This window comes from Kocuria sabuli (assembly GCF_040981185.1).
In the GTDB taxonomy this organism is placed as follows: Bacteria; Actinomycetota; Actinomycetes; order Actinomycetales; family Micrococcaceae; genus Kocuria; species Kocuria sabuli.
The window spans coordinates 16,317-33,932 of the sequence record NZ_JAVHZE010000019.1 but is presented as its reverse complement, the minus strand read 5'-3'; the positions used below and the strand labels follow the sequence as shown (position 1 = coordinate 33,932).

Annotated in this window: 21 protein-coding genes and 2 pseudogenes; 11 read left to right on the top strand and 12 right to left on the bottom strand. The window is 67.9% G+C overall.

What is annotated here, in order from left to right; translation table 11 throughout:
• Positions 1-346: 346 nt before the first annotated feature.
• The 3 genes from RE027_RS15180 to RE027_RS15170 all read left to right on the top strand — a co-directional run bounded on the left by RE027_RS15180 (position 347) and on the right by RE027_RS15170 (position 2,549).
• A complete protein-coding gene (locus tag RE027_RS15180; protein WP_368809112.1) occupies positions 347-967 on the top strand; it encodes a TetR/AcrR family transcriptional regulator in 621 nt (206 codons plus the stop codon).
• A 181-nt stretch (positions 968-1,148) separates the two neighbouring features.
• Positions 1,149-1,784 carry a VC0807 family protein gene (locus tag RE027_RS15175; protein ID WP_368809111.1) on the top strand — a complete coding sequence of 212 codons (636 nt, stop codon included), beginning with the start codon at positions 1,149-1,151 and terminating at the stop codon, positions 1,782-1,784.
• Positions 1,785-2,108: 324 nt separating this feature from the next.
• Complete coding sequence (locus tag RE027_RS15170; RefSeq protein ID WP_368809110.1) at positions 2,109-2,549, top strand: DUF5956 family protein; 441 nt, start codon at positions 2,109-2,111, stop codon at positions 2,547-2,549.
• 468 nt (positions 2,550-3,017) lie between these two features.
• Here RE027_RS15170 and RE027_RS15165 read toward each other — a convergent pair whose 3' ends face one another.
• Together RE027_RS15165 and RE027_RS15160 are read right to left on the bottom strand one after the other, a co-directional pair.
• Entirely contained in the window at positions 3,018-3,218 is a 201-nt protein-coding gene (locus tag RE027_RS15165; RefSeq protein ID WP_368809109.1) for a helix-turn-helix transcriptional regulator, read from the bottom strand.
• A 1-nt stretch (position 3,219) separates the two neighbouring features.
• Entirely contained in the window at positions 3,220-3,717 is a 498-nt protein-coding gene (locus tag RE027_RS15160; RefSeq protein ID WP_368809108.1) for a hypothetical protein, read from the bottom strand.
• A gap of 214 nt (positions 3,718-3,931) precedes the next feature.
• Here RE027_RS15160 and RE027_RS15155 point away from each other — a divergent pair, with 214 nt between their 5' ends.
• Complete coding sequence (locus RE027_RS15155; RefSeq protein ID WP_368809107.1) at positions 3,932-4,210, top strand: GNAT family N-acetyltransferase; 279 nt, start codon at positions 3,932-3,934, stop codon at positions 4,208-4,210.
• A 661-nt stretch (positions 4,211-4,871) separates the two neighbouring features.
• Here RE027_RS15155 and RE027_RS15150 read toward each other — a convergent pair.
• Positions 4,872-5,426: a TetR/AcrR family transcriptional regulator gene (locus tag RE027_RS15150; RefSeq protein ID WP_368809106.1), complete on the bottom strand. Its 555-nt coding sequence runs from the start codon at positions 5,424-5,426 to the stop codon at positions 4,872-4,874.
• Positions 5,427-5,488: 62 nt separating this feature from the next.
• Here RE027_RS15150 and RE027_RS15145 point away from each other — a divergent pair, with 62 nt between their 5' ends.
• Together RE027_RS15145 and RE027_RS15140 are read left to right on the top strand one after the other, a co-directional pair.
• Positions 5,489-6,394 (top strand): alpha/beta fold hydrolase, encoded by a 906-nt coding sequence (locus tag RE027_RS15145; protein WP_368809105.1) that lies wholly within the window; start codon positions 5,489-5,491, stop codon positions 6,392-6,394.
• A gap of 212 nt (positions 6,395-6,606) precedes the next feature.
• Positions 6,607-6,963, top strand: a pseudogene (locus RE027_RS15140) (transposase); the annotation flags it as partial.
• A 14-nt stretch (positions 6,964-6,977) separates the two neighbouring features.
• Here the strand turns inward: RE027_RS15140 and RE027_RS15135 are convergent.
• From RE027_RS15135 to RE027_RS15125, 3 genes are all read right to left on the bottom strand, one after another.
• Positions 6,978-7,538 (bottom strand): multicopper oxidase domain-containing protein, encoded by a 561-nt coding sequence (locus tag RE027_RS15135; protein WP_368809135.1) that lies wholly within the window; start codon positions 7,536-7,538, stop codon positions 6,978-6,980.
• Between the two features lie 145 nt (positions 7,539-7,683).
• Complete coding sequence (locus RE027_RS15130) at positions 7,684-7,914, bottom strand: hypothetical protein (RefSeq protein WP_368809104.1); 231 nt, start codon at positions 7,912-7,914, stop codon at positions 7,684-7,686.
• A gap of 34 nt (positions 7,915-7,948) precedes the next feature.
• On the bottom strand, positions 7,949-8,371 hold the full coding sequence (locus RE027_RS15125) for a hypothetical protein (RefSeq protein ID WP_368809103.1): 423 nt from the start codon (positions 8,369-8,371) through the stop codon (positions 7,949-7,951).
• A 154-nt stretch (positions 8,372-8,525) separates the two neighbouring features.
• Here RE027_RS15125 and RE027_RS15120 point away from each other — a divergent pair, with 154 nt between their 5' ends.
• Both RE027_RS15120 and RE027_RS15115 read left to right on the top strand, forming a co-directional pair.
• On the top strand, positions 8,526-9,731 hold the full coding sequence (locus RE027_RS15120; protein WP_368809102.1) for a sensor histidine kinase: 1,206 nt from the start codon (positions 8,526-8,528) through the stop codon (positions 9,729-9,731).
• A complete protein-coding gene (locus RE027_RS15115; RefSeq protein ID WP_368809101.1) occupies positions 9,728-10,399 on the top strand; it encodes a response regulator in 672 nt (223 codons plus the stop codon). The genes RE027_RS15120 and RE027_RS15115 overlap by 4 nt, the downstream gene beginning before the upstream one ends.
• 666 nt (positions 10,400-11,065) lie before the next feature.
• On the opposite strand, the gene RE027_RS15110 is transcribed toward RE027_RS15115, so the two are convergent.
• On the bottom strand, positions 11,066-11,944 hold the full coding sequence (locus tag RE027_RS15110; RefSeq protein ID WP_368809100.1) for a phosphatase domain-containing protein: 879 nt from the start codon (positions 11,942-11,944) through the stop codon (positions 11,066-11,068).
• Between the two features lie 319 nt (positions 11,945-12,263).
• Here RE027_RS15110 and RE027_RS15105 point away from each other — a divergent pair, with 319 nt between their 5' ends.
• Positions 12,264-12,395, top strand: a complete 132-nt coding sequence (locus tag RE027_RS15105; RefSeq protein WP_368809099.1) for a hypothetical protein — start codon at positions 12,264-12,266, stop codon at positions 12,393-12,395.
• A gap of 439 nt (positions 12,396-12,834) precedes the next feature.
• On the opposite strand, the gene RE027_RS15100 is transcribed toward RE027_RS15105, so the two are convergent.
• Both RE027_RS15100 and RE027_RS15095 read right to left on the bottom strand, forming a co-directional pair.
• On the bottom strand, positions 12,835-13,056 hold the full coding sequence (locus tag RE027_RS15100) for a helix-turn-helix transcriptional regulator (protein WP_368809098.1): 222 nt from the start codon (positions 13,054-13,056) through the stop codon (positions 12,835-12,837).
• A 146-nt stretch (positions 13,057-13,202) separates the two neighbouring features.
• The gene (locus RE027_RS15095) at positions 13,203-13,469 is read right to left on the bottom strand and encodes a hypothetical protein (RefSeq protein WP_368809097.1); all 267 of its coding nucleotides are present in this window, start codon (positions 13,467-13,469) and stop codon (positions 13,203-13,205) included.
• Between the two features lie 274 nt (positions 13,470-13,743).
• Here RE027_RS15095 and RE027_RS15090 point away from each other — a divergent pair, with 274 nt between their 5' ends.
• Positions 13,744-14,196 carry a hypothetical protein gene (locus RE027_RS15090; protein WP_368809096.1) on the top strand — a complete coding sequence of 151 codons (453 nt, stop codon included), beginning with the start codon at positions 13,744-13,746 and terminating at the stop codon, positions 14,194-14,196.
• A 321-nt stretch (positions 14,197-14,517) separates the two neighbouring features.
• Here RE027_RS15090 and RE027_RS15085 read toward each other — a convergent pair whose 3' ends face one another.
• Positions 14,518-14,955 (bottom strand): VOC family protein, encoded by a 438-nt coding sequence (locus RE027_RS15085; protein WP_368809095.1) that lies wholly within the window; start codon positions 14,953-14,955, stop codon positions 14,518-14,520.
• A 661-nt stretch (positions 14,956-15,616) separates the two neighbouring features.
• On the opposite strand from RE027_RS15085, the gene RE027_RS15080 reads away from it, so the two are divergent.
• Positions 15,617-16,078, top strand: a complete 462-nt coding sequence (locus RE027_RS15080; protein ID WP_368809094.1) for a hypothetical protein — start codon at positions 15,617-15,619, stop codon at positions 16,076-16,078.
• Between the two features lie 96 nt (positions 16,079-16,174).
• Here RE027_RS15080 and RE027_RS15075 read toward each other — a convergent pair whose 3' ends face one another.
• Positions 16,175-17,002, bottom strand: coding sequence for a pyruvate, water dikinase regulatory protein (locus tag RE027_RS15075; RefSeq protein ID WP_368809093.1), 828 nt, complete (start codon positions 17,000-17,002; stop codon positions 16,175-16,177).
• A gap of 112 nt (positions 17,003-17,114) precedes the next feature.
• Positions 17,115-17,612 (bottom strand): annotated as a pseudogene (locus RE027_RS15070) (putative PEP-binding protein); the annotation flags it as partial.
• Between the last annotated feature and the right edge of the window lie 4 nt (positions 17,613-17,616).

The following is a 17,616-nucleotide window of genomic DNA, read 5'->3' as shown; positions in this document are numbered from 1 at the left end:
TGCGCGTCAGGTGCGCGCGGTTCGACGACGTGGTCGGCGTCCCGCCCGAGGTGGCCGCGCAGATCATCAGACGCGAACGTCTGCACGCGGAACCGGAGCGCGGGGGTCCCGGGGAACTCGCCGCCCGCCTCGGGGTCTCGGGCCAGAGCCACCTCGCCAGGGAAGTGCGTCGTCCTGCGGGTGGGACGCCCCCGGCCCTCACGAGGGCCCGGCGTCCTACCGAGTTCACCGTGCTCCGCACGCATTCGCCTTCCGCAGACCCCAGCGCGAGGAACCACGAACGCGGTCCGGTACGTCCCGCAACCCCCCTCTTCCCCATGTTGACCAGACGGACTATCTTTTAACCATGCGGTCAAACCAGGCGTCGGGAAACTCCGCGACCTTCACAGAAACGGCCCGCCGGGCCCAGCTTCTGAGATGTGCGATCGAGGCCATCGCTGAGTCCGGATACGGGCGGGCCTCACTGGCCGAGATCGCCCGCCGCGCCGGGGTGAGCAAGGGCGTGGTGTCCTACTACTTCCCCGGCAAAGACGAACTGCTCGGACACGTGGTGTCTGATGTGTACACCCGCGCCGGGGCGGCGATCGGCGCCCGCCTGGCGACCGAGGACGACCCTGCCGGGAAGCTGCGCGGCTACCTCGAGGCCAATCTCGCCTTCCTGCGCGAGCACTCCGCCGACATCCGAGCGGTGGTCGAGATCGCAGCCAACTCCCGGCGGCCCGACGGCACCCTGCGCTTCGCCCCCGGCGAAGCCGACCCGGTGCTCGAGCACCTCGCGGAGCTGTTGCGCGCCGGCCAGCACGCTGGGGAGTTCAGGGACTTCGACCCCCACAGCGTGGCCCTGGTGATCCGCGGCGCCATCGACACCGCCTCCGGGCGCCTCGTCACCGACCCGGGTTTCGACCTGGGCACCTACACCCGCGAGCTCATCACCCTGGTCGAGCTCGCCACCCGGAAGTTTCCCTGAGGAGACCACCATGGGCGTCCCCGACCCTGCCGCGCCGCTGACCGTCCCGCCCGCCGAGCCGCAGCCGATGAGGAATCCGGTGCAGACATCCCCCGGAGCGCCGGTCGGCGCCCCCGCAGCGGGAACCACCGCGCCGCCGGGCGGAACCCGGAAGGCATTGAGCTGCTGGCGGCATCCGCTGGTGGGACTGCTGGGCACAGGCCTGGTCCTGCCCTTCACCCTGTACTACGGGCTGCGGCTGGCCGGGGCGGAGCCCTGGGTGGCGCTGGTGCTGGGCGGGTTCGCCCCGTTGCTGCGCGTACTGATCACCACGGTCCGCGCCCATCGGCTGGACCGGCTCGGGGCCTTCACCCTCACGGTGCTGGTGCTCAACTCCGCCGTAGGCCTGATCACCACCGACGCCCGCCTGCTGATGGCCCTGGGCAGCTGGCTCACCGCGCTACTCGGGACGTGGTTGCTGATCAGTCTCTGCAGCCGAAGGCCCGTGCTGTTCGAGGCCACCGTGGCACTGATGCCGGCTGAGGCCGCCGCCCGCTGGCAGCACGACTGGCAGCACAACACCGTGTTCCGCAGAATCTTCCAGGCGATGACCGCCGGCTGGGGGATCGCCTTCCTGATCGGTGCCATCACCCGAGTCGCGATGTCCTACACCCTGCCCGTCGACGTGGTCCCGGCCGCCAGCGCCGGGCTGCTGCTCCTGCTGTTGACCCTCGTTGTCCAAGCCACGAAGGCCTACGGTCGACGGCACCTGGGGCAGACCCCGACGACAGTCCCCGCACGCAAGGCCCCACCGACGCCCAGCGAACCGGGCCCGTGAAGCGATCCTCCGATGACCTGCTCCACACCGACTTCTTCGGCCGTGTGACGCAGGTGCTCCTCCGGCCCAGCGTCCGCCAGGGCGCCGAAGCCGAGCCCACTCACGGTGCAGCGGAGCACCCGGGTGCTCCCACGACTGTCCGAGGCCATCCCCCACCGTATCCATGGGGCAGCTCCATCCCCGGGAGGCATGAACGCACGTCCTGACCCGTGGTTCTGTCCCAACCACAGCCCGGTCGCGGCGATGACGACCTCGGCCTGATCGTCGGCGGCGCATGCCGGGTCGGGAGACGCCGTCACTGGAGAAGGGAGCACCACGAGGACCATGGGCTGGGATCAGGTGGACGAGGGTCGTCCCGGCGGCGAGTGGCTGGTGGCCACGGAGAACGGGCTGGGGGCGGTGGCCGCCTGGGCAGCCGGAACGGTCAACATCCGGAGGATGCCCGTCGACGACCTGGGTCGCACAGTGGACGCGGAGTGCCACGGACCCACCGGCCACGTCCGCCCCCGGACCGAGCCGTTCACGGTGGGCGCTCGCGAGCTGGTGGATGAGGAGATCGAGTCCCACCTGCTCGACGCCGGAGTCCCTCTGCCCCCGCGGGGCTGGGTGTGGTTGATCCGCCGGCCGCTGACCTTCCGAGATGACCGGCAGTTCTGGGCCCATCTCGACCAGCAGATCGCCCAGCACGCCTCCCCGGCCCCGTACCCGTCCGAAATCGCCCCGATCCTCCAGCGAGCCATGGCTAAGCTCTACGCCGGACGCTGAGAACAGATCGGGCCCACCGAGACATCCCTGCAGCACCAGGCCGAGGTTGCGACGAGAAGCTACAGGAGCGGGCTCATGCGCTCATCACGTCGACATCCCCGATGCGCAGGACAGGACCCCGGAAGCCCGCACACCGAGGAGTCGACGATGACCGCACACCAGGACCCCACTGGAAGGGCCTCGGGGTGGCCACCGGCCGGAGCGGGTTCGCGGGCTGCGGCACCACCGACAGGCACTGCTCACCGTGGGGGACGGATCGGCCCGTCGGACCTACGGCTTGGCCCTCGACGAGGACGTGCACTACCCCGCAGAGATCCCGGATGACATCCGCTACAGCTTCAACAACGACATGGGCCCGTCGGCACCGTTCGCCAAGAAGATCACCTGACCGCCCGCAGCAGCATTGTGCGTGGGGCTGACCCTTGGCGGACACTTTCACTCAGTCGGTCGGACGCCAAAACGTGGGGATCATGGCTGGTCATCGGGAAAGAAGAGATCCTCGATGGTGCTGTCGAAGACTGCTGCCAGTCGGAAGGCCAGCGGTAGTGACGGGTCGAACCGTCCTCGTTCGATGGAGATGATGGTCTGGCGTGAGACCCCCAGCTCGTCGGCGAGCCGTTGCTGCGACCACCCCAGGCGTTGACGTGAGTCGTTGACCAGGTTCCTCACTTCAGCCTTTCCGTCGCAGCACCAGATATCGGACCCCGAAGGAGGCGAAGCACACTGCGACGACTGCTGGGAGGACGAGCTTCAGATCGACGAAGAAGTCCCTGGGAATGAACGTGAGGATGATCGACGCGATCCCGAGCACCAGGATGAGATCCGCGAAGGACCCCGAAGCGGCCTTGTCGTACCACCCGGATTCGATGGAGTCGTCGGGCCGCTCGGCCGCTCCTTCGAGCGTGTTACGGTCCACGACGAGGACGTACACCAGGGCGACGGCCGGCATCGTGAGGCAGGAGGTGAACACCCAGAAGCCCAGTGCCGGATTCGATGCGGTGACGCCCACGAGCACGGACAGCAAGCCTCCCGCCATTCCCAGGACCACCCCGGAGGGAAGGGCGATGGCCATCGCCGGTGTGCGGCCGGTTCCGAACTTCGTGCGTCCCCACTTCGTGCGTCCCCACTTCGTGCGTCCCCACTTCGTGCGCGCCTGCTCGACCGTCATGTCCGGCTCTCCCTCAAGGTGTACAGCTCGCTTTACACGTACAGTTTCTTTTACACCTCAGGTTGTGTCAAGGCACCATGCAGAGCTCATGGGCGGACGCCGATGAGACCCCTGTGCCGCACCACCACCGCACGACTACAGCTACAGCGGCGGATCACCGACCGCCTCGGCGAGTATCGAAGTGCGGGCCGGTCGACTGTTCCTGGAGCTCGGCATGGACGCTGTGGCGGCGGATCCCCCACCTGGCCTCCTCGAACTGGAGCGAGAGCGCCGAATCGGCCGGATCTGGGTGTCCACCGACGAGGAGGACCAGCCGGTGGGCTACCTGCGCCTCCACATCGTCGACGGCGCCCCGCACGTGGAGCAGGTCAGCGTGGACCCGGCCCACAGCCGCCGCGGTCACGGTCGCGCCCTGCTGGAGCAGGCGCAGCACTGGGCCACCGCCTCGGGCGCACACCGGATGACGTTGACCACCTACCGGCACGTCCCCTGAAACGGACCTTTCTACTCCCGTCAGGGATGGCGCGAGCTGGCACCGGAGGAACTCGGTGACCAGCTCAAAGCGCTGCGCGCCGCAGAAGCAGCACACGGATTGGACCGCTGGCCTCGCATGGCCATGGCCAAAGACCTGCGACCGCCTTCGTCCGGCTCGACCACCCACAGCCTCCGCCCATGAGGCTCCCAGCTCCATCAGCACGGAATCCACGCCCAGGACCTCCTCCGCGATGTTGCTGCCCGCAGGGGAGTCCCGAGGGGGGCACCACCACGCGATGCGCAAGCAGGGGACCCCTGCTGCAACATCGTTCTCGTGGACAACTGGTGGGAACGGGTGTTGATGAGGCGGGAGCAGCTCGGCCTTGTGCCTGACTGGCAGCGGCACCTCCGGTCATGAGTGCCTTCTGCACGATCTTCGACGCGAATCGTCTCTGCGACGTTCGCCGAGCTCTGAGCGCCGTCCCTGGGCGAACGCGCTGGAGACAGTCCGCTGCGCCTCCAGCGACGGTCTGGGGCAACAGAAGCAGCGATCCAGCCGTTCTTGGCTCCCTACGCGCCTGCGCTGCCGCCCTCGTCCCCGCCCAGAGACGGTTGCGGCGTGCCGGCGCGGCGCAAGGCCTGTTGCAGTGGTGCGCCGGCTTCTGCGCGGGAGCGTCAGGTCATGACCGCGCCAGGGCGCGCACAGCGCGTTCGATGGCGGGGCGCATGTCCAGCGTGGGGTCGACGGTGAGCCGGTGCAGGAGCAGCCCGTCGCTGAGCGCCATGAGGGCCCGGGTCGCCGGCGCGGGGTCGGCGATGCCGGCGGCGGTCACGATCTGCTCGGTCCACCGCTCGAACTCGCGACGCTGCCGGCGCAGCGGCTCACCGAGGTCAGGGTCGCCGGCGAGCTCGAGGAAGAGGGCGTAGCGCGCGCGGGTGCGTGCGGCGAACGGACCGGTCTGCAGTTCGACCAGGGCGCACCAGCTTTCGATCAGCTGGTCGAGTCCAGTGATCGCTGGTGTCGCGGCCGGGTCGAAGTCGGCGCGCTCGTGCTCGGCGATCCAGTCGACGATTCCACCCAGAAGCGCCCGACGAGTGCGGAACCAGTTCGAGGTCGACCCAGGCGGGAGGCCTGCTCGCTCATCGACCCGCGCATGGGTCAACGCACGCACGCCTTCCGCGCCGAGCAACTCCACGGCCGTCTCGAGCGCGCGTTCCCGGGTAGCCGCCGCCATTGACACCCCTTTCACAAAGTCTACTATAAAAATAGTAATTCTACCCCGAGAAGGGGATCGTCATGCCAGCGCCCGAGCCCCGCATCACCCGCCCCGACGCCGCGGCGTGGTCGCCGCCGCTTCCCGAGGCTCCCGGCTTCGACCATCTCGTCGTCGAGACGCCCGGTCTGCAGACTCACGTTGCCGCCGTCGGCGACGGTGAACCCGTCGTGCTGTTGCACGGCTTTCCCCAGCACTGGTGGCAGTGGCGCACCACAGCTGCCGTCATCGCCGCACACGGCTACCGCGCGATCTGCCCCGACCTGCGCGGGGCCGGCTGGACGGTTGCCGACGATCCGCGTGTCCGGCGCGAGACCAGGCTCCGTGACCTGCTCGCCCTCTTCGACGCCCTCGACATCGACCGCGCCCACCTCGTCTCCCACGACATGGGTGTCCTCACCGCCTTCCACCTGACCTACGACCACCCCGAACGGGTTCGCACGGCAGTGCAACTGGCCGTGCCGCCGGCCTTCATGAAGTTCAGTCCGAAGGTCGCCCCGGGCTTCCGGCACCTGCCCGGGTTCATCTGGCACCGGCCGGGCGCCTCACTGCGTGGAACCTTCTCCGAGGCGTACGTCGCCCGCCCGATGTCCGAGGCGACCGTCGAAGCCCACCTCGCCCCGATGCGCCGCCCCGACATCGACGCCGCGGTGCGTCCCCTCCTGCGTGGCCTGGTGCTGCCCGAAGCCATGCGCATGGCACGGGGCGTCTACCGACGCCGGCGGCTCACGGTGCCGACCCTCGTCGTCTTCGGCCGCCAGGACCGCCCCTGGACCGAGGACGTCCTGGAGCATCTCTGCCGCCATCCCGAGCGGTACGCCGACCGGGTCGAGTTCTCCGACGTCGACGACGCAGCACACTTCGTCACCGACGACACCCCTGCCCCCGTCGCCGACCTCACGCTCGACTGGTTCCAACGAGCAGCTTGACGGATGGGTGATTCCCCACTCGCACGTCCGCTCATCGGCAGGAGCGAACGTTTCACCGTGCAAGCACCGCCGCGCTCGATCAGGCCATCCGTGAAAACCTGCATCTGGTGCAGGAAACTCACGACGACCTGCGCAGATGCAGTGGGATGCCGACCCAGCGTGCCGTTGTCAGCCGATCGCAACATGGGGAGTGACCTGCAGGAGCTCGGTCGATGTCGACAGGCGGGAGCAGTCGCATCCACTTCAACTCCCGTCGTTCAAGAGGTCGTTCCAGAATGAGTTGGTCAGAGCTCATGAGCGCTGACGGGGTCCCCGGCGACCCTGGTGGGCATGATGCGGGATCTTGTACAGGACTCGCTTCGGGAGCGATTCGAACCGCTGCTGCCGCCACGTCCACCCAGGCGTACCGGCAACCGGGACGTCGGCCGGACGATGACCGGGTCGCCCTGGCCGGGACCGTGTTCGCACTCCGGACCGGCATCGACTGGAACCGGCTGCTGCGGGACCTGCTGGGCGTTTCCGGGGCCACATGCTGGCGGCGGCTGCGGGAGTGGACCGAGGCTGGAGTGTGGCCGGGGCTTCATCAGGTGCTGCTGGCCGAGCTGCGCGCGGCCGGAGCACCGGGCCTGGACCGGCGCGCGGCCCTCGGTGTCGTCGTGGACGAGGCGGAAGCCGGCCAGGCCGCGGTCAACCCGTGGCCCGGTGAAGTCCGTTCGGTGCTCGTGGTACCACAGGATCCCAGCGGGTTGGTCGATGTCGTAGACACAGTCCTCGCTTGCGCGAGATTGTCGTGGCGCCGTGCCCGGCAGGAGCGGCTGTTCCATTCGCCGGCAGGATGAGATCGGTGGGGTAGCCGTCGTGCTCGGGCGCCGCCGTGCAGGTGGACAGAGACGGGTACGGGGAGCTCGTTGCGGTGGGTCACCACGGTGCGGCGTCCGCGGCGTGAGACGAGGGTGGGTCCGGGCAGGATGCCCTCGTATCCCCACACCTCGGTTGTGAGCTCCGCATGGAATGTCGCTTGTCCGATTCTTTGGGTGGTCTCGTAGTAGTCGGTGCCGCCGGTGCTGCGGATCGGCTGGAGCGCCGGCGGGATGGGCAGCGTGGTGCGGAAGGTCTCGGGGAGTGGTGCCTGGCTGCCGAGCACCCGGCCGGCACTGGACTGGATGCTGTTGTTGGAGCCGCCGCTGTCGATGCCGCACGCTGCCAACAGGTTCGGCAGGGCAACGCCGGTGACCGCCACCCCGCCGATCTTCAGGCCGGTTCGCCGGGACAGATCGACGGGGTGAGCCTCAGACACCCGGCGTGTCCCTCGAGCGGCGTTTCGTGTAGCGGTTGTCGATCAGGACGGCCGCGCCGGCACCGACCATGCCGAGGACGGGCATCAGCAAGCCCAGCAGGATGCCCAGGGCGATCGGGATGGTGCCGTCCTGGAGGAACGCGACCGCGAGCAGATCCTGCACGATCAGGGCGAGCAACACTCCACCCACGAGCCCGAGGGCTCCGGTTCCGACTTGTCGCACGGGTGTTCCTTTCAGGTGCGAGGACCGTGCGGCGTCAGGCGGACGAGTGGTCGGCTGGACGGCGGACCCCGCGGGCACGCTGGACCAGGAGGGCGAGCCATCCTGCTACCAGACCCCAGACGGCATTGACCGCCAGGACAGGGATGATGGCAATCGGCATCGCCAAGGGGCCTTGGAGTTCGCCGGTGAGAATCGGGGAGAGGATTCCGCTGAGGATGATGGAAAGCACGGCGTAGGTCAGTCCGGTGAACAGCAGAGTCAGGACAGGGAGGGCCACCCTGCTCAGGCCGACGACCGCGACCCAGATTATCGAGATGACGACCGTGCTGATGATCGGTACTGACGCGGGGCCGGTGGCACCCAGTTGGTGTTCGATGATGCTCATCAGCGGCCGGACGAGGGCGAGGGCGCCGAGGCCGAGCACGAGCGGCCATTGCAGGTTCTTGATCTTGTACATGCCGGCAACGTTAGAAGTGCGCTCCGGCGCGGACATCGGCTCCTGATCTCGACCCATGTCGCTTCGCGTCCCGGTCCGAGTACGCCGAGAAGCGACACCGGGCAGCGCCCGGAGACCCGTGATCGCCCGGCGTTCTACTCGTACCCTGGTGTCTATGGTTGAGCGGGCTTCGGCGAAGCCGGATGAGATGGCCGGCGATCTCCGCCGTGACGTTCAGGTACCGCCGTGGGTCATCGACGCGCTGCTGGGGACTGCCGTGTCGTTGGCCATCGGACTCATCATCGCGACGGGCTACGGAGGCGAGAGATCCCCGGACGCGGTCGCCTACCTTTTCGCGCTCGGGTTCGGCGGTCTGATGCTGCTGCGCAGGACCATGCCTCGGAGCGTGCTCGTGCTCAGTGTGCTCGGGACGTTCGCGTACTACACGCTGGACTACCCGCCGATCGGAATTGCGATCCCGGTCGTTGCGGCTCTGTTCTCCACTGCCGAGGCCGACCTGATGGGGTGGTCGGTGGGGACGGGAATCGTCATGTTCGTTGTCTCGATGTACTTTCGCATCCGAGATGGCGAAGAAGCGATCGGGTTCCTCGTCGGCTACGAGTCGGTGTCCAACATCGCCCTGTTCGCGGCCGCGATCGCTCTCGGACACAGTTTCCGTACCAGGCGCATCCGGTTGGCTCAGCAGGCAGAGATCGCCAGGCTCACCACATCACAGCTTGCCCGTGAGGCCGACCTGCGGATGCAGAGCGAACGCGAACGCATCTCACGGGAACTGCACGATACGGTCGGGCACACGATGTCGGTGATCTCGCTCCAAGCCGGAGTCGGAGCTGAAGCGGTCGGCCACGATGACCGAGCTGTCAGCGAGGCCCTCGATCGTATTCGAACGGCTAGCACGCAGACGCTGCGGGACCTGCGATCGATGGTGCGCATCCTGCGTTCGTCGGCTGCCCAGGACGAGACACGCAGAGTCCTGTCCCTGTCGGCGGTGCAGGAGCTGATCGACACCGCGCAGGGTGCCGGCCTCGAGATCAGGACCGACATCACCGCGACACCTGAGGAACTGTCCGCTCCGGTTGACGCCGCGGCCTACCGGGTGATCCAGGAATCGATCACCAACGTCGTCCGCCACGCAGGCGCCACCCACGCGCACGTGAAAGCAGACATCCGCGACGGTCGTCTCCACATCAGCGTCACCGACAATGGGCGGGGTTCCGCGCAGGCCGATCCAAGAGACGGGTACGGCATGGCCGGGATGACAGAGCGCGTCAGGCTGCTCGGTGGTTCGCTTTCCACCTGCTCCTCCGCAGGCATCGGTTTCGCCGTCGAGGCCACCATGCCAGCGAGGCTGGCTCCATGATCCGCATCGTACTGGTCGATGACCAGGAACTCGTCCGAACAGGTTTGCGCACCCTTGCCGAACACGACGGCGACATCGAAGTGGTCGCCGAAGCCGACAACGGCAGTCGAGGGATCAGCGCAGTTCGCCAGCACAAGCCCGACGTTGTCCTGATGGACATCCGGATGTCCACCATGGACGGCATCGCCGCCACCCGAGCGATCGTCGGTGATCGCGAACTCGTGAACGTGAGAGTCGTCGTACTGACGACCTTCGACGAGGACGAGAACGTCATGGCGGCCATTCGAGCAGGAGCAGCCGGATACCTCCTCAAGGACATTGCCCCTGCCGAATTGCGACGCGCCATCCGACTCGTTGCCGCCGGCGACGCCCTGCTCTCTCCGTCCATCACCCGGAAAGTTATGAGCGCTCTGGCAGAACGCCCGACCACGAGAACCCGACCCGTACTCCTGGGGTCGCTCACCGACCGTGAACGCGAAGTCCTGACCCGCATCGCCCTGGGCGAATCGAACGACGAGATCGGCACGAGCCTCCACATCAGCCCCGCCACTGCACGCACCTACGTCAGCCGACTCCTCAGCAAACTCGGTGCCCGCGACCGCTCCCAACTCGTCGTCCTCAGCTACGAGTCAGGACTTGTCACGCCAGGAGAAGCAGCGCCCCCGTAGGATGACACTTGAGAACCAGTGCTGGTCTGCCCTTCGAGGCCGCCCGGGAAACCGTGAAACGGTGGTGCACGTTTCACTCGTGCAGGGGCCTGCACATTCAAGGAACTGCCGCACGAACAGGTGACACCTGATCCGGCTCGTCCGTGGGGCGGCCGGGAAGGACGTTGCGGTGTCCGCCCCCTGTCCCTGAGAGTTCCGTGACGACGTCGTGTGGGTGGCCCGCACCCGAGGTGATGGGCTTCGGTGCTCAAGCTCTCCCGCCGGGAACAGCAGGATCATCACTGTGACCACCATCGGGGTGCGGGTGTCCTCGCCCCATCCTCAGCTCCGACCCACCCCACCCAGCACCGTCATCACGCAGTGCTCCGGCGAAGGTCAGCATGTTCTGCATCGGGCGACACCCCTGACCGGGCCCTATGCAGATCGGCGGGGGGACCGAACCTGTTGCAGGCGCTGCCCCTGGGCCGACCAGCACAGATGGCCTTGCAGGTACGACCGAACCCGCCCCGGAGCCCGTGCCCTTCCCGGAACCGTGCCGGCCATGCGGGCACCGCGATCAACCGCCGGTGGGGGACCCGCTTCGCATGCACCCGGGGAACTAGCCCCTCCTCGCGTCTGCGGCGTCCACAGCGGGACCGGATCCGCGGCGCGCCACCACGAAGACGATCAGGTGTCTGCTGGGGAGCTGTGGTGCAGTGCCTGGCGCAGGAGTGGGAGGAGCTCGTCCCCGTCGGGGCCACGCAGGACAGGTACTCCGTTGCTCGAGCCGCTCTGCTGGTCAGCTCCGGTCGGTGCGTCCGGGCGGACCTGGCGCAGGGCGATGGCTGCCACACGCTCAGGGTGCGCCCGCGCCAGGTCGCCGTAGATCTTCGGGTCGTGCTCGCCGTCGTCCCCGACGAGGACCCACGTGAGGTGGGGGAACTCCTCCACGAGACGGGCCAGAGACGACGACTTGTGCTTCTGGCCGTCGCGGAACCAGCGGTTCGGTGTGATGCCCCAGTCGGTCATCAGCACCGCCCCGGGCGGGAAATCGTGGCGTTGGAGGAATCGGGTGACCGGACCCACGAAGTTCCAGGGGCCGTTGCTCAGGTACACCACTGCGGGGTGGTCCTGGTCCTCGACAGCGGCCTGGAGGAGACGCGCCATGCCAGGCACCGACCGTCTGGTCGAGCTGGAGCCGCTCAGGGTGCGCCAAGTCGCCCGGAGCGGGTGGGAGATGCCGGTGACCCACACGGTGTCGTCGATGTCGCAGACCACCGCGTGCACCGGTTCAGCACTCATCACATGCACGTCCGCCCGGACCTGCTGACGGCCCTCCAGCTGCAGTAGTGCCGTGGTGGTGCCCGGCTCCAGGGGGCTTTCCAACGGCAGCCGGGCGTCGATGATGCCGGCGGAGTCGCTGGTGACCATGGTCGTGGTACCGCAGAACTCGATTTCCATCTCGATGCCGGGGCTCTCCAGGGTGAGCAGGCGCCGCCATCCGGGGATGCCGCGGCGGGCGGCAGGATCCACGGCTGCCGGGGCGAGGACGACCCGTCCCAGCACACGGGCATGGTCGGCGCTGGCGTATCCGGAGTACGGAATCACCGCTGGGATCCATCCATGGTCGGCCGCTCGGCGTGCCAGCTGGTCGCGGATGCCTGTCTCCGTGCGATAGGCCAGGGTGATCGCAGTTTGACGGAACCGGCTCAGTGCAACTTCAGGTAGGGGCATCAGCACACGGTACCCGCTAGCAGGGGGTCCGTTCCCGGCCTGCGCGTCCTGGATCCGGGAACCAGCGCAGGAGACCGCCCTGCAGCAGCAGTTGCTGGGGCCGGCGCCTGTTCACCGGGTACGGTCTCCTTTTGCGCACGAGGACATCACCATGACTGCACCCAGCACCGTGCTCCACGACAGCACCGGCCCCGGCGGGGCCCAGCCCTGCACCACAGACCGGTTGCAGGACGTCCTGGACGAGTTACGCCCGCGACGCTGCCTGAGCCGACCACCCACCTGACCAATCCACCCCGGCCAGGTGTGACACCAGGACGACCCGCCCTGCCACGGGCCACCGCCTCCGGACTTCCAGGACGCCCTCATGGTTCGTGGCAGGGATGGACAGTCCGAAAAACGACAGGGGTGTGCTTCTGCCCGTCTCCGGGACTATTTTCTGGTGTCACAGGGGTGGTTGAGCAGCCAGCCACCCCTGCTTTCACCGCTGGCTGCTTGATCACGCCGACCACGAACTCGTTCCCGGCTGACTCCAGTCACAGCCCGCCGAGCCCGCCCGGAGAAACCCGGAGCGGTTCCCGCTTCCCCGTACCGTGGCCCCTCACCTCATCGGCCGCACCGAGGCCATCAGCCCGCAGAAGAATGCCCGAGGCGAGGCCCCAGGACGTCGGACGTGGCGTTGAGGAGCGAGGCCGGCGGCGTGGCCAGGACCGAGGCCTAGGCCATCAACCGGCCCGTCGCACCGCCGACGGGAACCCGGGGTCGTGGAAGACCTCCTCGACCGGCCGGTGGAACAACCGGGCCAGGGCGAAGGCCACCGACAAGGATGGGTCGCACCGGTCGTTCTCCACCGCGTAGATCGTCTGCCGCGAGACTCCCACGGCGATGGCCACCTGACCCTGGGACAGCTCCCGGGACTTCCGCAGTGCCTTCAGCTCGTTGCGCACCCTCCACCCCTTCTTCGATCGCTCTGCCGGTTAACAAGTGACCTTAGCAATGTCGGCGCCGCCCACCGGCCCATGGCCGCCTCGTGGCCACTCCGCAGCCAGAAGAAGCCCCCGTTCCATCAGCACGGCAACGGGCGCCGAGCTGATCAGCGTTTTCCGGGCTTGTCCCACAAGGTCATGACCAGGGGTTCGGTGGCGGGGCCGATGTAGCTCACCTCGGAAGTGGAGATCAGGGCGCCGGGACTGTATCCGTCAGCCTCGCAGCGTACGAGCACGACCATCTTCAGCACAGCCGGCTCGTACGGGGCGCACAGCACGATTTCCCCGGACTGCAGGTGCAGTCCGGCCCGGTCGGTGCGCATGCGGTACCGGGACAGGCGGGAGGTTTCGACCCACGGGGTGGGATCGGACACCGCACCCACCCCGATGCCGGGGAAGTGCTCGCGACCTCAGCGGCGCATGATCGCGGAAAACCCATGGGCGCCTTTGACGCGGCACAAGAAAAGGGCCACGGGCGAACACCGTGGCCCTTCCTTCCGCCGGCGCTGCGCAAGAACGTCACCTCACAGGTGCGCCCGAGATCGCGACACCTTGTGCGCAGACCAACCCCGAACGCACGGTGACAGGTCCACCAGGTGCTGTGCCCGATTCGCTACGGTGGGGCTGAAGCGAACGGGATGGGTGTCGATGATGAACCACCGCACCAAGAAGTACGCGTCCCTGACGGCGGTACTCGGGCTGGTCGGGGCCGTGGCCGGCTGTAGCGAGGACACCGAGGAGCTGCCGGTATTCGACTCCCTGGAGGCCACCTACCAAGCCGTCGACGAGATCGTGGGCTGCTCCGATGACGCACCGGAACCGGGCGACAAGCGCACCGCCTCGGGCGGGCCCACGGGCGAGTCGGTGATGTGCACCAGCACGGTCGAGGTGCTGTGGTTCGACAGCGACGAGGCCCGTCAGGACGTCTACGAACTTCTCGCCGACACTGCCGGGGCCGGCGGTTCGGTGCACTTCGTCGAGGGCCGCAACTGGTTCGTCGCCGACGGTGCGGAAGTGGTGGTCGGGGCGGTCCCCGAGCGGTCGATCGACATGGAACAGCCCGCCGAGGCCCTGGGCGCCCGCTACATGGTGGAACGGTAGAGCCCATCCCCGGGTGCGCCGTACCCTCCCGATCAAAGGCCTCGTCTCGGACGACTCGGGATGCACCCGACCCCTCCCGCAGGGAACGTCTACCGCAGTGTGCAAGGCCACACCCTCACATCCGCCGGCTGGTGCACTGATCAGTTGAGGCTGCGACCGATGAAGAACCTGCCCAGGGGGCAGCGCCGTCCCATGTGGTTGTCGCCGTCATGTGGTGGGCATCCCTCGACGCTCCTCGACGGCCTGCTCCGGCCGGGGATGCCGGCGGCTGTGGTCGCCGGCGATGCGTGGGCCGGTGGTCACGCGACCATCGACCGGTCGTCAGCGCCTCTTCAGGTCTTCGGCGAGCATCACGATGATGCCGCTGGGGCCGCGGACATAGGCGAGCTTGTAGGCATCCCCGTAGGTCGCCACCCCGCGCAGCGGGTGGCAGCCGTGCCTGGCGGCGATCACCAGGGACTCGTCGATGTCATCGACCGAGAAGGCGACGCGGTGCATGCCGATCTCGTGAGGCCGTGCGGGTTCCGTCTCGATCGCCTCGGGGTGGATGTACTCGAAGAGCTCGAGGCGAGCGTTGCCGTCCGGCGTCTGGAGCATGGCGATGCGGGCATGGTTGCCGTCGAGGCCGACGGCGGTGTCCGCCCACTCCCCGCTGACGGTGTCCCGGCCCAGGACGCTCAGTCCCAGGTCGGTGAAGAAGGCGATCGCCGCTTCGAGGTCACGGACGGCGATGCCGACGTTCTCGAACTTGATGGACATGCGTTGCATGATACCGAGCCGCGGCAATCTGTTCAGTCCGGCCCTTCTTCACGTTCCGCTCAGCGGAACCCCCACTGCAACGTCATGGCCGTTGCAGTTGATCAAGATTCCAGTGGTCCTGCGTCTGAAAGTCCCTGAGGCATGCGCTGCTGGAAATGGCCGGTGATCCTGATGCTGGGAGCATGGATCCTGTTCGGCCGCCCCGTACCGGGGCGGCTGCTCGATGCAAGCCTCCTTTTCGGACCAGTGAGAGCGAGCGTCCGATGATGAACAGGACACCGGGCCCCGGAATGACGATCAGGGCGGTGCGTCCCAGGGATCGTTCCAGCATGAGTTGGTCGTCGTCCCGGAGTGCTGAGGGGGTCCCCGACGAGCCGGGTGGGCGTGCATGGGAGCAGCCCGGGCCGCAAGCCAAGGAGTCGGCCGATCGAGGCCACTTCAGGTGGTCTGCGCCCAGGAGCACAGAGCCTGGTGGCCCGCTGCCTGCCGCCTGGTGTGAGGAAGCGAACGATCCGTCGACGGGGCGGCATGAGCTCCACGGTGGAACAATGAATCGGATCTCAGCGGTGCTTCGGCCTCGAATTCAGCGGCAGCCCGCACACCACCCCTTTCTCCTCCGGACCGCTCCGTGCGGTCGGTGCCGCACGCCCCAGGAGTCCCCATGAGCTTGCAGCAGTTCTTCGACGACGCCCGCCGGCCGACCACCACCGACGCCACCCCGGTCCGCGTCTTCCCGTTCGTGGCGCCCACTCCCCGCCTGCCCGAACCAAAGGGGTGGAACCACCCTCTCGGGGTTCTGCTGGTCACGATGTCCCTCATCGTCACCATCGCCACCATCCCTGGAGTACCGCCGACACTCGTGGCCGCGTCCCTGGGAATCAGCCTCACCCTGACTGTTCTCGGAAGTCTCAGTTACTCCACGTGGCCCGGCAGCCGGGCCAAGGCCCTGATCGAGGGCACGTGGGTGGCCGGCCAGTCCGGCTACCGGGTCCACAGGCACGGCAACCGCCTGTACTGGTTCGCCGCGGACGGCACCGTGAAGGACGCCACGGTCGTGCGTGGGGAACACGGCTGGGACCTGGTGCTCACCGACCGGTCCGCCTCCGACAGGTTCTCCTTCTGAGCGCACGAACCCTGGCCCCGACCCGCACACAAGCACGGTCCACGTGCGGGGCGGCAGGTGGAGCCGGGCGTACTCGTGCGCTCCGGGACAGGCGTCTCAGACCGGGTCATGTTCTTGGATCTGTGTCTGCTGCAGGATCGTGGCCGAGATTTCTTCCACCGACATGGACGCCGAGTTGAGGTGCGGAATGCCGTGGCGGGTGTACAGATCCTCGGCGTTGCGCAGTTCCCAGCCGCACTGGGCCAGGGAGGCGTAGACCGTTCCCGGGCGTCGTTCCTGGCGGATCTGGCTCAGGCGCAACGACTGCGAGGTCAGTCCGAAGCACTTGTGGGTGTAGGGGGCGATGGGCGCCGGCAGGGATCGGTGTTCGAAATCCTCATCGACGAGCGGGAAGTTCGCAGTGCGGATGCCGTGCTGCAGGGCCAAGTACATGCTGGTTGGAGTCTTGCCGCAGCGTGAGGGGGCGATGAGGATCAGCTGCGCCCGTTCCAGGGCGCGGATGGACTGCCCGTCGTCATGCTCCATGGCGTATTCGACCGCGCTCATCCTGGACTGGTAGCGCAGAGCGTCCCCGAGCCCGTGGGCCCGGCCCGGACGCAGGCTCGCCGCAGTGTGCAGGGCGGTCTCGAGCTGGGGCAGGTAAGTTCCGAACAGGTCCACGAAAGAACCCTGGCTGCCGGCCAGGATGCTGCGGATGCCGGGGTCCACCACGGTGGAGAACACCATCGAAACCCGCCCGGCGGCCACCACCACATCGATCTGGGCCACGAGGTGGCGGGCCTGCTGTTCGGTGGTGAGGAAGGGCACGGTGTGGCGTTCGAAGTGCTGACCGGGGAACTGGGTCAGCAAGGTGTTGCCCAAGGTCTCGGCGGTGATGCCGGTGCTGTCCGAGACGAAGAACGCCGCCGGTCCGGAACCGGTCATCATTGTCCTCGCTTCCTGCTCAGGGGAAACCTCGTAGGTGGCCGCCCGGGGCGGACGCCCCGGCCTTGGCGCGATCAGCGCCGGGCCGGAGCGCACGCACCGGGGCAGGGGGTCACGCGCTGGGTTGGGTCGCGGTGCGGGCCAGTGCCAGCCAGGTGTCCACGACGGCGTCGGGGTTCAGGGAGACCGAGTCGATGCCCTGTTCCAGCAGCCACTGGGCGAGCTCGGGGTGGTCGCTGGGGCCCTGGCCGCAGATCCCCACGTACTTGTCCCGGGCCCGGCAGGCGGAGATGGCCATCGCCAGCAGCTTCTTCACCGCCGGGTCGCGCTCGTCGAAGGAACCGGCGACCAGGGCGGAGTCGCGGTCCAAGCCCAGAGTGAGCTGGGTGAGGTCGTTGGAGCCGATGGAGAATCCGTCGAAGTGGTCCAGGAACTCATCGGCCAGCAGGGCGTTGGCGGGCAGCTCGCACATCATGACGATCTGCAGACCGTTGTGCCCGCGGACCAGATCGTTGGCCGCCAGCAGCCCGATGACGCCCTCGGCCTCGGCGAGGGTGCGCACGAACGGGACCATGAGCTTGATGTTGCTCAGCCCCATCTCCTCGCGCACGTGC